Below are 14,581 nucleotides of genomic sequence, written 5' to 3' on the forward strand. Positions count from 1 at the left end.
AAGAGAATGCTCTGAACTCAACCAGGTAGGTGCCTCGTGACCCAATCACATTCACAACGCGTAACACGTTCCGATGTCGCAAAAGAGGCGGGAACATCTGTCGCTGTCGTGAGTTACGTTATTAATAACGGCCCACGTCCCGTCGCTGAAGCAACCCGACAGCGCGTATTGCAGGCGATTAAGAAAACCGGTTACCGACCCAATGGTATCGCCCGCGCTCTGGCTTCGGGGAGCACGCAAACCTATGGGCTTGTGGCTCCGGACATCTCAAACCCATTTATTGCCTCCATGGCGCACGCCCTGCAGCGCGAAGCGTTTGCTGACGGAAAAGTTCTCCTGCTGGGGGATGCTGGCGACAACAGTGGGCGTGAGCGTGAACTGATCAACAATATGCTCAATCGCCAGGTCGACGGTCTGATTTATACCAGCGTTGACCGGCATCCGTATATTGAGTTGATTGAGCAAAGCGGCACACCCTGCGTAATGTTAGATCGCGTCGATGCTGGATTAAACGTCAGCGTTATTCAGGTGGATGAACAGCTGGCGGCCTGGCAGGTGACGAAACATCTTATCGATCACGGCTACCGCGATATCGGCATTATCTGCGGCCCGCGTGAAATGCTCAACACCCAGGATCGTATTCGGGGATGGCAGTTAGCGCTGGAAGAATCGTCGCTCGCAGTCACTCCGGCCTGGATTTTTTCGACCAACTATACGCGGGCTGGAGGCTATGAAGCGACAAAGCGTATGTTGCAGGGTAATCCTCCGCGTGCATTGTTCGCCACTAATGAGCAGCAGGCACTCGGCTGCTTACGCGCGCTGGCAGAGCATGGGCTGCGTGTTCCCCAAGATGTAGCGCTGGTCTGTTTTAATGCAACACAAGAATCGGCTTACAACGTCCCTTCTTTAACAGCCGTCCGCCAGCCCGTCGACAAAATGGCTCGGGCGGCGGTCAACATGCTGAAAAATTGGGATGGCAAGGTTCGCCGAGTTGAATTTGAGTTTTATTTACAAGTGGGAGAGTCGTGTGGCTGCCAGGGAAATGAAGTACAACCTGAGACAAGTTGAAAATGAATCCATGCGCGTGATTATCGACTGCGACCCGGGAAACGGTGTTCCGGGCGCCAATATCGATGACGGTCTGGCACTGGCGCTGGCGATTGCCGCACCGCAAATTACTCTGGAAATGATCACCATTGTGGCAGGTAATACACCGGTAGAAACCGGCTACGCCGTCGCCAGAGACCTCGTCAAACAGTTAGATATCTCCGTTTCGGTCTACCGCGGCGCCGCCCGAGCCCTTAGAGAAGACCCGCACCCCTGGCGCGAAAAACTCGACCATGGTGTGGATCGCTCTGGCTTACGCCAGCTATGGTCAGACGTCCCCGCGCCACCAACGTGCCAAGCCGTGCGGCCTCTGGCGCCTCAAGCCATTGGCGAGCTAATCTACAATTATCCCGGTGAGATAACACTGATTGCCACCGGGCCACTCACTAATGTGGCAATGGCGCTGCAACTCTATCCCGAAATCGTTCATAAGGTTAAAAACATCGTGATCATGGGAGGGGTGTTCAACGTTACGGGCTATATAAAGGACACAAATTTTGGTTTGGATCCTGAGGCGGCACACTGCGTCCTCACCAGCGGTGCACCTGTCACACTGGTGCCGATGGATGTCACCACGAAAACACAAATGCTTCATAGCGATCTGGACCGTCTGACAGCGGTAAAAAACGTACTTAGCCGCTACCTGGCCCAGACCATTCGCCCGTGGATCACCTACTCAATGCAAACCCGGAACCTGCCCGGTTGTTGGATCCATGATGTTTTAACCGTTGCCTGGTTACTTGATCCGACAATGGCGACGACGACAGAAGATTACCTCGATGTCTCTCTGGAAGGCATCACTCGCGGTATGACCTGCCGCTATGGGCGTGATGGTCTGCGCCTGGATGTAGGTATCCCCGAGCCGCAAGGCACGACAATACGCATTCTCGAAAGTATCGATAACAACCATCTTCTGGCGCTGCTCGAACACTATATTCACCGTTACAACACCTAGCATTCCGGCACTGGCCAGAGGAATGTCATGCGCTTCGCGGACAGGTTTTTGTGGAGGAAAATTGAATACGTTAGCGGTCATCTTATCCGGTGGGGGAGAATCTATTTTCATTACGCTATGCAAAATTGGTGTGGCTTTTATTCTCGGTGGAATCATCGGCCAGGAGAGAGAATCAAAAGGTAAACCGGTTGGCTTTAAAACCTGCGTGATTATTTCCGTAGCCAGTTGCGTTCTGACGATCGTCTCGATCCAATCAGCAGAGTATTACGCTGAGATCTCTGTCAATATCCGGAGCGATCCTATGCGACTAGCGGCACAGATCATCAGCGGCGTCGGATTTCTCGGCGCGGGCGTGATCCTCCACCGACATGATGATGCGATATCCGGGCTGACGACAGCGGCAATAGTATGGGCTTCCGCAGGAGTAGGCATTACCAGCGGCGCGGGTTTTTATCTTCATGCCCTTCTCGCCACGGGATTATTCCTGTTGGCAATCAAGCTCAGTTATTTCGTCATCTTTTTACAAACTAAAAACCAGTCACCCGGTAAAGTAAAAATCCGTATTATTCTTGATGAAAAATCCGGCTTAAAAACGCTAATAGAGAGTATTACGCAGCAAAAAAATATTATCGAAGCCATCACGATTCGTGATTTAAAAAAAGGAAAAATAGAGGTCAACCTCAAAGTAATAATTAGAAGAAAAATGACCTTACCCGAACTGTACAGCAACCTTTCCTCTCTAGACCATGTCTGCGCGATTGCGCTGGAACACTAAAAACGTCCCCCCAAATAAACACCTTGACCTTCCCCTTGCTGGAAGGTTTAACCTTCATAATACTCGATGAAAGGGTTGGTTCGGTCAGTCATTGACCGGGTAATTATACAGGAGATTTAGTATGTCTAACACTATCGACCTGACGCTCGACGGCCTCAGCTGCGGTCATTGCGTCAAACGCGTTAAAGAGAGCCTGGAGCAACGTCCTGACGTTGAACAGGCAGAGGTGACCATCACCGAAGCGCACATTACCGGCAGCGCCAGCGCAGAGGCGTTAATCGACACCATTCAGAAAGCCGGATACGGCGCGGAGCTCAGCCACCCAAAGGCTAAACCGCTGGCGGAATCGATAACCCCGTCGGAAGCACTGACAGCGGCCTCTTCTGAGCTTCCGGTAGCCCATGATGAAGATGACAGTCAACAGTTGCTGATCAACGGCATGAGCTGCGCCAGCTGCGTCTCCCGGGTACAAAACGCGCTTGCCGCGGTGCCGGGCGTGGTACAGGCACGGGTAAACCTCGCGGAACGCACTGCGCTGATTATGGGCAGCGCGTCCGCTACCGAATTAGTCAAGGCGGTGGAGAAGGCCGGCTACGGCGCAGAAGCGATCGAAGATGACCTGGAACGCCGCGAACGGCAGCATGAAACCGCCATCGCCACCATGAAGCGCTTCCGCTGGCAGGCGATAGTCGCCCTGCTGGTCGGTGTCCCGGTGATGGTCTGGGGGATGATCGGCGACAACATGATGGTCTCCGACGATAACCGTTCCCTGTGGCTGGTTATCGGCCTGGTCACCCTGGCGGTGATGGTCTTTGCCGGCGGGCACTTCTATCGCAGCGCGTGGAAAAGCCTGAGAAACGGCACCGCCACCATGGATACGCTGGTGGCGCTGGGGACCGGCGTCGCCTGGCTCTACTCGATGAGCGTCAACCTGTGGCCGCAGTGGTTCCCGATGGAAGCGCGCCATCTCTATTATGAAGCCAGCGCGATGATCATCGGTTTGATTAACCTTGGCCATATGCTGGAGGCCCGCGCCCGACAGCGCTCCTCCAAAGCGCTGGAAAAACTGCTCGACCTGACGCCACCTTCGGCACGGGTTATCACCGAAGAAGGCGAAAAAAGCGTACCGCTGGCTGACGTGCAGCCGGGGATGACCCTGCGCCTGACCACCGGCGACCGGGTCCCGGTGGATGGCGTGATAAGTCAGGGCGAAGCCTGGCTTGACGAAGCAATGCTGACCGGCGAGCCGATCCCCCAGCAGAAAGCCGACGGCGATACGCTGCATGCCGGTACGGTTGTTCAGGACGGGAGCGTGCTCTTTACCGCCAGCGCCGTCGGTAGCCAGACCACCCTCGCCCGTATTATTCGCATGGTGCGTCAGGCTCAAAGCAGCAAGCCGGAAATCGGCCAGTTGGCGGATAAAATCTCTGCCGTGTTTGTGCCGGCAGTGGTGGCGATAGCACTGTTCAGCGCGGCCATCTGGTACTTCTTCGGACCGGCGCCGCAAATTGTCTACACCCTGGTAATTGCTACCACGGTACTGATTATCGCCTGTCCTTGTGCGCTGGGCCTGGCGACACCGATGTCGATTATCTCCGGGGTCGGTCGCGCCGCTGAGTATGGCGTACTGGTCCGCGACGCCGATGCCCTCCAGCGCGCCAGTCAGCTGGATACTATCGTGTTTGATAAAACCGGTACCCTCACCGAAGGTAAACCGCAGGTGGTGGCGGTGAAAACCTTTGCCGACATTGATGAGACCACCGCACTGCGCCTGGCGGCGGCGTTGGAGCAAGGTTCCAGCCACCCGCTGGCACGGGCGATTCTGGATAAAGCGGCCGACAGCCAGCTGCCGATCGTCAATAACTTCCGGACCCTGCGCGGGCTGGGGGTCAGCGGCGAGGCGGAAGATCGCACGCTGCTCCTCGGTAACCAGGCGCTGCTCAATGAACAGAACATTGCCACCGCCGAGGTGGAGCACGAGATAACCACTCAGGCCTCGCAAGGGACCACGCCGGTACTGCTGGCGGTTGATGGCCAGGTTGCTGCGCTGTTCGCCATTCGTGACCCGCTGCGTAGCGATAGCGTCGCCGCGCTGGCTCGCCTGCATCGCCAGGGCTACCGTCTGGTAATGCTGACCGGGGACAACCCGACAACCGCCAACGCCATCGCCAAAGAGGCCGGCATTGACGAGGTCATTGCCGGCGTGCTGCCGGATGGTAAAGCCGATGCGATCAAGCGTCTGCAAAGTCAGGGACACCAGGTGGCGATGGTGGGCGACGGTATCAACGATGCCCCGGCACTGGCCCAGGCTGACGTCGGAATTGCGATGGGTGGCGGGAGCGATGTGGCCATTGAGACCGCGGCGATTACCCTGATGCGTCATAGTCTGAACGGCGTCGCCGATGCGCTGGCCATTTCGAAAGCCACGCTGCGCAACATGAAGCAGAACCTGCTGGGGGCATTCGTCTATAACTCGCTGGGCATTCCGATTGCCGCCGGGATTTTATGGCCGCTGACCGGCACCCTGCTCAACCCGGTAGTGGCGGGCGCAGCCATGGCGCTGTCGTCCATTACCGTGGTCAGCAACGCCAACCGCCTGCTGCGCTTTAAACCGAAAGACTAGATGTTATAACCCATACGCGCTAGCATGAAGGCTTCACACTACGGAGCGCGTATGGGCCTGTTAAACCGAATAAAAATGCTGTGGCGAGCCGCCGTCGGCTCGTCTTATTCCTGGCCTGCTTTGGATATCACCCTTCCCGGAAAGCGTTATCTGCATCTGGTTGGCAGTATCCATATGGGCACCCGCGACATGTCCCCTCCCCCTGCCAGACTGCTGAAAAAAATTCGCCAGGCCGACGCGCTCATCGTCGAGGCGGATATTTCCGGCAACGAAACGCCCTTCAGCGACCTTCCCGTCTGTCCTCCCCTTGCGGAGCGTTTAACTGCGGAACAGATCGTTGAGCTGGAGGCCCGTGCGGCGGAAATGGGGCTTTCGACGGCGCTGTTTGACAGCCAGCCGTTATGGCAGGTCGCCATGGTCCTGCAGGCAACGCAGGCTCAGAAGCTGGGACTGCGCCCGGATTACGGTATTGATTACCAGTTGCTGATGGCGGCGCGCGAGCATCGTGTGCGAGTGATGGAGCTTGAAGGCACCGACAGCCAGATTGCGCTGTTGCGCGACCTGTCGGATGGCGGGCTGGCTCTGCTGGACGACACCCTGACCCATTGGCACACTAACGCCCGTCTTCTGCAGGTGATGATCGGCTGGTGGCTGGAACAACCGCCGGCCAAAGGCGCAACCGTTTTGCCGACCACCTTCAGCCAGTCGCTGTACGATGTGCTGATGCACCAGCGCAACCTGGCGTGGCGCGAGACGCTGCTGGCGCTGCCGCCGGGGCGCTATGTCGTCGCCGTTGGCGCGCTGCATTTATACGGGGAAGGAAATCTGCCTGAGATGCTGACGTAAAAAAATGGCCAATATTTCTATTGGCCCGTCAAAGAGGAATTTCATCATTATTATTATCCCGGAATTTACATTCCGGATCGTTCGATTGTCGCTCAAAGTAACCATCACTGCCAATACTATTGCGCAAGATAGTACTATTTTTTACACATTCGACAGGCGTATCCTGAGCGCACCTGAGATCGGTTGGTAAGAAGGACAGATATGACTCCCGCCGTTAAGTTACTCGAAAAAAACAAGATTGCGTTTAAGATTCATAGCTACGATCACGACCCCAATGAAACCAACTTTGGTGACGAGGTGGTGCGCAAACTGGGGCTGAATGCGGACCAGGTGTATAAGACGCTGCTGGTCGCGGTGAACGGGGATATGAAGCATCTGGCCGTGGCGGTGACGCCGGTGGCCGGGCAGCTGGATTTAAAAAAGGTGGCCAAAGCCCTGGGCGCGAAGAAAGTGGATATGGCAGACCCGATGGTCGCCCAGCGCGTCACCGGTTACCTGGTGGGCGGTATCAGCCCGCTTGGGCAGAAAAAGCGCCTGCCAACGGTGATCGATGCGCCCGCCCAGGAGTTTGCCACCATTTATATTTCCGGCGGCAAACGCGGGCTGGATATTGAGCTGGCGGCCAGCGATCTGGCGAAGACCCTTGAGGCCACCTTCGCCGATATCGCCCGTCGCGATTAATCTTGCACCCGCGCAGAATCCCGGAGGCAGCGTAGCGCCACCGGGGAGTGCCTCGGGCGTTACTGCCAGCTCACCTCACCTTGCGGCTCATAAGCTGCCGCGTCCAGCGGTGAGTTCTTCTGAATATACTCTTTCAGAACTTCGGCATCGATAAACCCGGTATTGACGTAGCCGGGTTTGGTATCAATGTGCGGATAGCCATCACCGCCGGTCCCGTTGAAGCTCAACGTCGCCATGCGGTAGGTCTTCGCCGGATCGACCGGTTCACCTTTGATTTTCAAATCATTGAGTTTGCCGTCTTTCGCCACGAAGCTGACGTTAGCGAACTGCGGATAAGCACCGGAATCCGGCTTCATCTGCGCCACCGCCGTCAGATACTGCGTCACTTCCTGGCCGTTCATATCGACATACACCAGCACGTTGCCAAACGGCTGCACCTTCATCACATCTTTATAGGTGATGTCGCCGGCCTCGATGGAATCACGGATACCGCCGCCGCTCATTACGGCGAAATCGGCATTGCTGCGCGCCATTTGTGCCGCCAGCAGCAGATGTCCCATATTGGTCTGCACAAAACGAACCTTGCTGCGATCGCCCTCAAGATGCCCGTTGACGCTGCCGATTTTCACCTGAAGCTGCGCTTTTCCCTTATTCTGGAACGGCGTCAGCAGTGACAGCATCTGCGGGTTCTCGACAATTTGCGGCGTATAGAGCACGCGTTCGCTCTGGCCGTTATCGTAGGTGACCTTCTTCTTCAGGTTGACCGGGATCAGCTGATAGTGCACCAGCTTCATTTCGCCGTTGCGGAACTCAAAATCCGCGCGGCCTACGTATTTGCCCCACTCATGGGCCTGAACGATCCAGATACCGTTCTGCTTGTCCGGCGCGCACGGCGTTCCAGGTACATAATCGACCTGCTTTTTATTCTCCGACGCCATACAGACCGGATCCTGCGAATGGCCGCCGACGATCATCGCCAGCGATCCCGCCGGCAGGCTACGGGCCATTTCGACATCGCCCGGGGCGTTCGAACCGTGATTCCCGTTGTCATAATGGCCCATATGGGTGGTTGCCAGGATCACATCCGGTTTTTCAGTCTGCTGCAGTTCCTGGATAACCAGTTTGGCCTCATCCGCCGGCTTGCGGAATTCGATATCGGTGAAATACTCCGGGTTACCGATTTTCGCCGTATCATCGGTAGTCAGGCCAATGACCGCAATTTTCAGCCCGCCGCGCTTAAACAGCGCCCAGGGCTTGAACAGCCGCTCGCCGGTGCTTTTCTGGTAGATGTTGGCAGAAAGGAACGGGAATTTAGACCACTTTTCCTGCTGGCGCAGCACGCTGAGCGGATTATCGAACTCATGGTTCCCCACCGCCATCGCGTCATAGCCAATCAGGTTCATGCCGCGAAAATCCGGCTCGGCGTCCTGCAGATCCGACTCTGGTACGCCGGTATTAATATCACCGCCGGATAACAACAGAACGCTGCCACCCTCAGCCGCAACCTCTTTGCGAATACCGTCCACCAGCGTTTTTTGCGCGGCCAGACCATATTCCCCGTAGTCACTACGCCAGAAGTGGCCATGGTGATCGTTGGTATGCAGGATGGTGATGTTATAGGTTTTATCCTGCTCGTAAGCCTGTGCAGACATGCTCCCCAGCGACAGCGCGGCGAGTAACCCCAGCGCCATGCTCCGTTTTAAAAAATGCATCTCTCTCTCCCTGACTCAATATACAAGTGCTGAAAGTATAGCGAGTTACATCACCTGACAAATATGTTTTCCGAATTGAGACTTCCTTCAAACCTTAGGGGCAGGTATGTTAGTCAGATAATAATTACACCTGCATCCACAATAACACTCTCTAAGTGAACCTATGGCGACGAATCAAACAATCCAACCCTTATCCGGCCCCGCTGCTGCGCCGCAAAAAGCACGCACGTCATTTGGCATCCTGGGGGCTATCAGCCTTTCCCATCTGCTTAACGATATGATCCAGTCGCTGATTCTGGCGCTTTACCCGCTGCTACAGTCGGAGTTTTCCCTGACCTTCGTGCAGATCGGCATGATCACCCTGACCTTCCAGCTGGCCTCTTCGCTGCTGCAGCCTGTGGTCGGCTACTGGACCGATAAACACTCGATGCCGTGGTCGCTGCCCATCGGTATGTGCTTCACGCTCTGCGGCCTGGTGCTTCTGGCGCTGGCGGGAAGTTTCGGGATGGTGCTGCTCGCTGCCGCGCTGGTGGGTATCGGCTCGTCGGTGTTCCACCCGGAGTCGTCGCGCGTGGCACGCATGGCCTCCGGTGGCCGTCACGGTCTGGCCCAGTCGCTGTTCCAGGTGGGCGGTAACTTCGGGAGTTCTCTGGGTCCGTTGCTGGCAGCGGTGATTATCGCCCCTTACGGCAAAGGCAACGTCGCCTGGTTTGTTCTGGCCGCGCTGCTGGCTATCGTGGTGCTGCTGCAAGTCAGCCGCTGGTATGCCGCGCAGCACCGAATGAATAAAGGAAAACCTAAGACCATCGTCGCCAGCCCGCTGCCAAGGAATAAGGTGATTCTGGCGGTCGGGATCCTGCTGATGCTGATTTTCTCGAAATATTTCTATATGGCGAGCATTAGCAGCTATTACACCTTTTATCTGATGCATAAATTCGGATTATCGATCCAGAACGCCCAGATTCACCTGTTTATTTTCCTGTTTGCCGTCGCGGCAGGCACGGTGATTGGCGGGCCTGTTGGCGATAAAATTGGGCGTAAATATGTTATTTGGGGCTCTATCCTCGGCGTCGCGCCCTTTACCCTTATTTTGCCGTATGCCACGCTGGAATGGACCGGGATTTTAACCATGATTATTGGTTTTGTCCTCGCGTCGGCGTTTTCCGCCATTTTAGTGTACGCCCAGGAGCTGATGCCGGGGCGTATCGGCATGGTTTCTGGTCTGTTTTTCGGTTTTGCCTTTGGGATGGGTGGCCTTGGCGCCGCGGTACTGGGGCTGTTAGCGGACCATACCAGTATTGAACTGGTCTATAAAATCTGCGCTTTCTTGCCACTTATCGGCATATTGACGATATTCCTCCCTGACAACCGCCATAAATCTTAAATATCCGGCGGCTAAAGTGAAACTTTGGCCGCCAACATCCCTGATACCATCAGCACTTCTACGTATTATCTGCCGTCGTTTTCCCGTCTGTGCTTTTTTTCGTTCTAATTCCCTTTTTCTGCATAATTCAATAATTATTCATAAACAAAACAGTCAAAACTGTCATAAACTATTACTCGGTTTTTTAGGTTTATACGCAAAATCATTCGGGTTAGTTCAAAGCGAACGCAGAGGCGCCTGATGGATGCAGTGCCTGAAAATGGACTGGCTCACCACATACAAGGAGACGGAATGCACCACGCAACACCGCTTATCACCACCATTGTCGGCGGGCTGGTCCTCGCTTTTATATTCGGCATGATTGCCAATAAGTTACGTATTTCTCCACTGGTGGGATATCTGTTAGCAGGTGTGTTATCCGGTCCCTTTACTCCTGGCTTCGTTGCCGATACCAAGCTAGCGCCGGAACTGGCCGAGCTGGGCGTCATCTTGTTGATGTTTGGCGTCGGGCTGCACTTCTCCTTAAAGGATTTGATGGCGGTAAAGTCCATCGCCATTCCCGGCGCTATTGCCCAGATAGCCGTGGCAACGCTGTTGGGTATGGCGCTATCAGCCGTGCTGGGCTGGTCGTTGATGACCGGCATCGTGTTTGGCCTGTGTCTTTCTACCGCCAGTACCGTGGTGCTGCTGCGCGCGTTGGAAGAACGGCAACTGATTGACAGTCAACGAGGGCAAATCGCCATCGGCTGGCTGATCGTCGAAGATTTAGTGATGGTGCTGACCCTCGTTCTGCTGCCCGCCGTCGCCGGGATGGCAGAAAAAGGTGACGTCGGCCTGGCCTCGCTGGCCGTCGATATGAGTATCACCATCGGGAAAGTGATCGCCTTTATCGCCATTATGATGCTGGTGGGCCGTCGTCTGGTGCCGTGGATTATGTCCCGCAGCGCCGCCACCGGCTCCCGCGAGCTATTTACTCTGTCCGTGCTGGCCCTGGCGCTCGGCATCGCCTTCGGAGCGGTTGAGTTGTTCGACGTCTCCTTCGCGCTCGGTGCCTTCTTCGCCGGCATGGTGCTGAATGAATCCGAACTCAGCCACCGCGCCGCGCACGATACGCTGCCGCTGCGTGATGCCTTTGCGGTCCTGTTCTTTGTCTCCGTTGGCATGTTGTTCGACCCGATGATCCTGCTGGAACAGCCGCTGGCGGTACTGGCAACGCTGGCGATCATTATCTTCGGTAAGTCTGTCGCTGCCTTTTTCCTCGTGCGGATGTTCGGCCACTCGCCGCGCACCGCGCTGACTATCGCCGCCAGCCTTGCGCAAATCGGTGAGTTCGCCTTTATTCTGGCCGGGCTTGGTATGGCGCTGGATCTGCTGCCGCAGGCCGGGCAAAATCTGGTGCTGGCCGGGGCGATTATCTCGATCATGCTCAACCCGGTGCTGTTCACCCTGCTGGAAAAATACCTCGATAAAACCGAAACCCTCGACGAGCAAACCCTCGAAGAAGTCCTCGAAGAAGAGAAACAAATTCCGGTCGATATATGCAACCACGCGCTGCTGGTCGGCTTCGGGCGCGTCGGGAGTCTGCTGGGTGAAAAACTGATGGCGCAGGGGATCCCGCTGGTGGTGATCGAAACCTCCCGCACCCGGGTGGACGAACTGCGCGCACGAGGCATCCGTGCCGTACTGGGCAATGCCGCCAATGAAGAAATCATGAATCTGGCGCATCTGGATTGCGCCCGCTGGCTGCTGCTGACCATTCCTAACGGCTATGAGGCCGGAGAGATCGTCGCCTCAGCGCGAGAGAAATGCCCGAACATCGAAATTATTGCCCGCGCCCATTACGATGATGAAGTGGACTATATTACCGAACGTGGGGCGAATAAGGTGGTCATGGGCGAGCGAGAAATCGCCCGCGCGATGCTGCTGCTGCTGGAAACGCCACCGGCAGGTGAAGTGGTCACCGGATAACGGTTCTTTACGGCGTCTTAACAGGCCTCTCCAGAACGGAGAGGCGCTTGCGGAAAGGATGTCGGTTCCTGTGGCTCCCCTCCAGCCCGGCGAGGGGACAACGCACTTAACGTTCCCAGTATGCCTCTTCCAGACTATCTTCCCGTTCCGGCAGGCCACGGCTTAAGCGCGGCGAATGCTGGTTTAAGACCTGATAGCTCACCCGGTTAGCATATTTGCACACCTGCGCCAGCGACGAGTAGGTCAGCCATTTGCACTTGTGCTTGCTGGAGTTCGGGACGTTGTTACGGTGATAGTTGTTAGCCGTAATGTCATGCAGCAGCGCCGCCAGCGCGCCGTCACCCGCGCCGTTGGTATTCATGATTTTCTCAGGGCCGCCCATGTAGGGCGCAATATGTGAGTAGATCCGCAGCGGGTTCTCACAATCCTGATGGCGCATGGCGCGACTGAATTCAAACTGGTTAAATTCGGCAATCGCCCCTGGCAGCAGCGGATGTTGGGTTTTACGCCGGGCGTCCTCTTCGGTGAAACCAGCCATATACAGGCCCGCAGGTCCCGCGGTGCACAGCACCAGATCCACCCACTCCAGCGCCTTATCGGAGGCCAGCAGCGGATCGGACAGGCCGGTTAACGCTTGCGCCTCTTCTTCATTCATCGCCAAAATCGAGACGTGCTCCGTCAGGAACTGTTGCCACCATTCCGGGTTGTCAGCAATCACATACTTGGTGCCCAGCGTCAACACCACCGGGACGTCATGCTTTTTGGCATATTCGATGGCTTTCATCGTGGCATCCGGCATCGGCTCACCCGGCTTGCAGCGCACCAGATAAGAGGTCAGCACCAGCGCTGAGGCGCCAGCAATCACCGCTTCCGGGACACTTTCCGGACGCAGCTTATTCATGTGGCCCGGGCTGATCGCAAAGGTGCGTTCGCCGGCATCGCTAATCAGGGTAAAACAGCGGCCAATCGCCCCGTCCACTCCTTGCAGGTAGTTCAGATCGGTACGGCTGGAGGTGTTGCACAGATAGCGGTAGGCGTAGCCGCCGATTTCGATATTGCTGCACATGACGCCCAGCAGCACCGAGCGATCATCCGCCAGCACGGAATAGTTGTGCATGGTATTGCCGATCGTCCCACCGGCAAACTGATGGGTAATCAGGTTATCGCGGAGCAGTTCCTGATACAGCGCTTCGGCGACGTCATCTTCAATCACCAGAGAGTGGCCGGCACTCAGGCCATAGCGCTGGATAAACGCCTCATCGACTTTCGCTTCGATATCGACCAGCGTTTGGTCGATACCCACCACCCAGGCGATGTTAGATTCATTTTCCGGCTGAATTTGTTGTAACAGCGGATCGCGCGCATTAACGGGAAAATAGTGTTTGGATTTGCGTTTACCGGGAAATTTCATAGTGGTGATTTAGTGGCTGTGGACAAGCGGGGAATAATAGCATATTCCCCGCGCCACGCACGATCAGCGATACGCCGCCGTCAGGTCCACCATCATTTCGATATGCGCGTCATTATCATTGAGCGCCGGAATGTATTCATATTTCTGTCCGCCAGCTTCCAGGAAAATCTCCTGATTCTGTACCGCAATCTCCTCCAGCGTTTCGAGGCAGTCGGCAGAAAAGCCCGGACAGATAACCTGAATGTGTTTGACCCCCTTCTCGCCCAACATTTTTAAAGTCTCGTCGGTGTAAGGCGTCAGCCACGGTTCTCGGCCAAAGCGCGACTGGAAGGTCATCATTGCGCGGTCCGGTGAAAGACCCAGCGCCGACACCAGTTCACGCGTGGTATCGCGACAGCGCTGCGGGTAGTCATCCCCTTCATGGGCAAAGCGCTGGGGGATCCCGTGATAGGAGAGCAGCAGCACATCGGGCTCGCCATGCACCGCGAACGAGGCACGAACGCTTTCCGCCAGCGCCTTGATGTAGCTGGTGTCATCGGCGTAATCACGAATAAACGACACGCCCGGAATCGCACGCTTTTTGGCCAGAATGCGCGCCAGTTCATCCCACACCGCCGCCACGGTGGAACAGGAGTATTGCGGATACATCGGCAGCACCACGATATGGTTCACGCCCTGTGCCAGCAGTTCATCTACCGCGCTTTCCAGCGCAGGAGAGCCGTAGCTCATACCTAAAGCCACCGGCGTGTCGGGTAAACGTGCGGCCAGCGCCTGCTGCTGCCGGCGGCTGTAGACCAGCAGCGGAGAGCCTTCTTCCATCCATACCGATTGATAAAGTTTTGCGACCCGCAGTCCACGTAGCGGCAGGATCACGCCACGCAGTAACGGCCACCACAGCAGACGGGGCGTATCCACCACGCGCGTGTCGCTGAGAAACTGTCGCAGGTAGCGCTTCACCGCATCGGGCGTGGGCGCATCGGGAGTGCCTAAGTTGGCTAACAAGATACCTGTTTTCGTCTGCTGCATTACCGCCTCTTAACCATTTGAATCGCTGACAATTGTAGCTGAAATGGCGCTAAACGGAACCAATCATAGAAAAAGGTAGAATGAGAGGTGTTC

At 56.1% G+C, this 14,581-nt stretch carries 11 protein-coding genes; 8 read left to right on the forward strand and 3 right to left on the reverse strand.

Features of this window, described 5'->3' with window-relative positions:
- Positions 1 to 36: 36 nt before the first annotated feature.
- From ACMYSN_RS08895 to ybaK, 6 genes are all read left to right on the forward strand, one after another.
- Positions 37 to 1,068 (forward strand): LacI family DNA-binding transcriptional regulator, encoded by a 1,032-nt coding sequence (locus ACMYSN_RS08895; RefSeq protein ID WP_462497746.1) that lies wholly within the window; start codon positions 37 to 39, stop codon positions 1,066 to 1,068.
- Positions 1,043 to 2,062 (forward strand): nucleoside hydrolase, encoded by a 1,020-nt coding sequence (locus ACMYSN_RS08900; protein WP_462498230.1) that lies wholly within the window; start codon positions 1,043 to 1,045, stop codon positions 2,060 to 2,062. The genes ACMYSN_RS08895 and ACMYSN_RS08900 overlap by 26 nt, the downstream gene beginning before the upstream one ends.
- A 61-nt stretch (positions 2,063 to 2,123) precedes the next feature.
- Complete coding sequence (locus tag ACMYSN_RS08905; protein ID WP_462497747.1) at positions 2,124 to 2,837, forward strand: MgtC/SapB family protein; 714 nt, start codon at positions 2,124 to 2,126, stop codon at positions 2,835 to 2,837.
- 121 nt (positions 2,838 to 2,958) lie between these two features.
- A complete protein-coding gene (gene copA, locus ACMYSN_RS08910; protein WP_462497748.1) occupies positions 2,959 to 5,460 on the forward strand; it encodes a copper-exporting P-type ATPase CopA in 2,502 nt (833 codons plus the stop codon).
- A gap of 51 nt (positions 5,461 to 5,511) precedes the next feature.
- A complete protein-coding gene (locus ACMYSN_RS08915) occupies positions 5,512 to 6,306 on the forward strand; it encodes a TraB/GumN family protein (protein WP_462497749.1) in 795 nt (264 codons plus the stop codon).
- Between the two features lie 201 nt (positions 6,307 to 6,507).
- A complete protein-coding gene (gene ybaK / locus ACMYSN_RS08920; RefSeq protein ID WP_434586105.1) occupies positions 6,508 to 6,987 on the forward strand; it encodes a Cys-tRNA(Pro)/Cys-tRNA(Cys) deacylase YbaK in 480 nt (159 codons plus the stop codon).
- Positions 6,988 to 7,046: 59 nt separating this feature from the next.
- On the opposite strand, the gene ushA is transcribed toward ybaK, so the two are convergent.
- On the reverse strand, positions 7,047 to 8,699 hold the full coding sequence (ushA, locus tag ACMYSN_RS08925; protein WP_462497750.1) for a bifunctional UDP-sugar hydrolase/5'-nucleotidase: 1,653 nt from the start codon (positions 8,697 to 8,699) through the stop codon (positions 7,047 to 7,049).
- Positions 8,700 to 8,862: 163 nt separating this feature from the next.
- Between ushA and ACMYSN_RS08930 the strand changes: the two genes are divergently transcribed.
- A complete protein-coding gene (locus ACMYSN_RS08930; protein ID WP_462497751.1) occupies positions 8,863 to 10,083 on the forward strand; it encodes an MFS transporter in 1,221 nt (406 codons plus the stop codon).
- Positions 10,084 to 10,374: 291 nt separating this feature from the next.
- On the forward strand, positions 10,375 to 12,051 hold the full coding sequence (gene ybaL, locus ACMYSN_RS08935; RefSeq protein WP_462497752.1) for a cation:proton antiporter: 1,677 nt from the start codon (positions 10,375 to 10,377) through the stop codon (positions 12,049 to 12,051).
- A gap of 106 nt (positions 12,052 to 12,157) precedes the next feature.
- Here the strand turns inward: ybaL and ACMYSN_RS08940 are convergent, their stop codons facing one another.
- Positions 12,158 to 13,462, reverse strand: a complete 1,305-nt coding sequence (locus ACMYSN_RS08940) for an inosine/guanosine kinase (protein WP_462497753.1) — start codon at positions 13,460 to 13,462, stop codon at positions 12,158 to 12,160.
- Positions 13,463 to 13,525: 63 nt separating this feature from the next.
- The gene (hemH, locus tag ACMYSN_RS08945) at positions 13,526 to 14,488 is read right to left on the reverse strand and encodes a ferrochelatase (RefSeq protein ID WP_462497754.1); all 963 of its coding nucleotides are present in this window, start codon (positions 14,486 to 14,488) and stop codon (positions 13,526 to 13,528) included.
- Positions 14,489 to 14,581: the final 93 nt, after the last annotated feature.

This window comes from Klebsiella sp. R445, from assembly GCF_051131755.1.
Taxonomy (GTDB): Bacteria; Pseudomonadota; Gammaproteobacteria; order Enterobacterales; family Enterobacteriaceae; genus Klebsiella; species Klebsiella lignicola.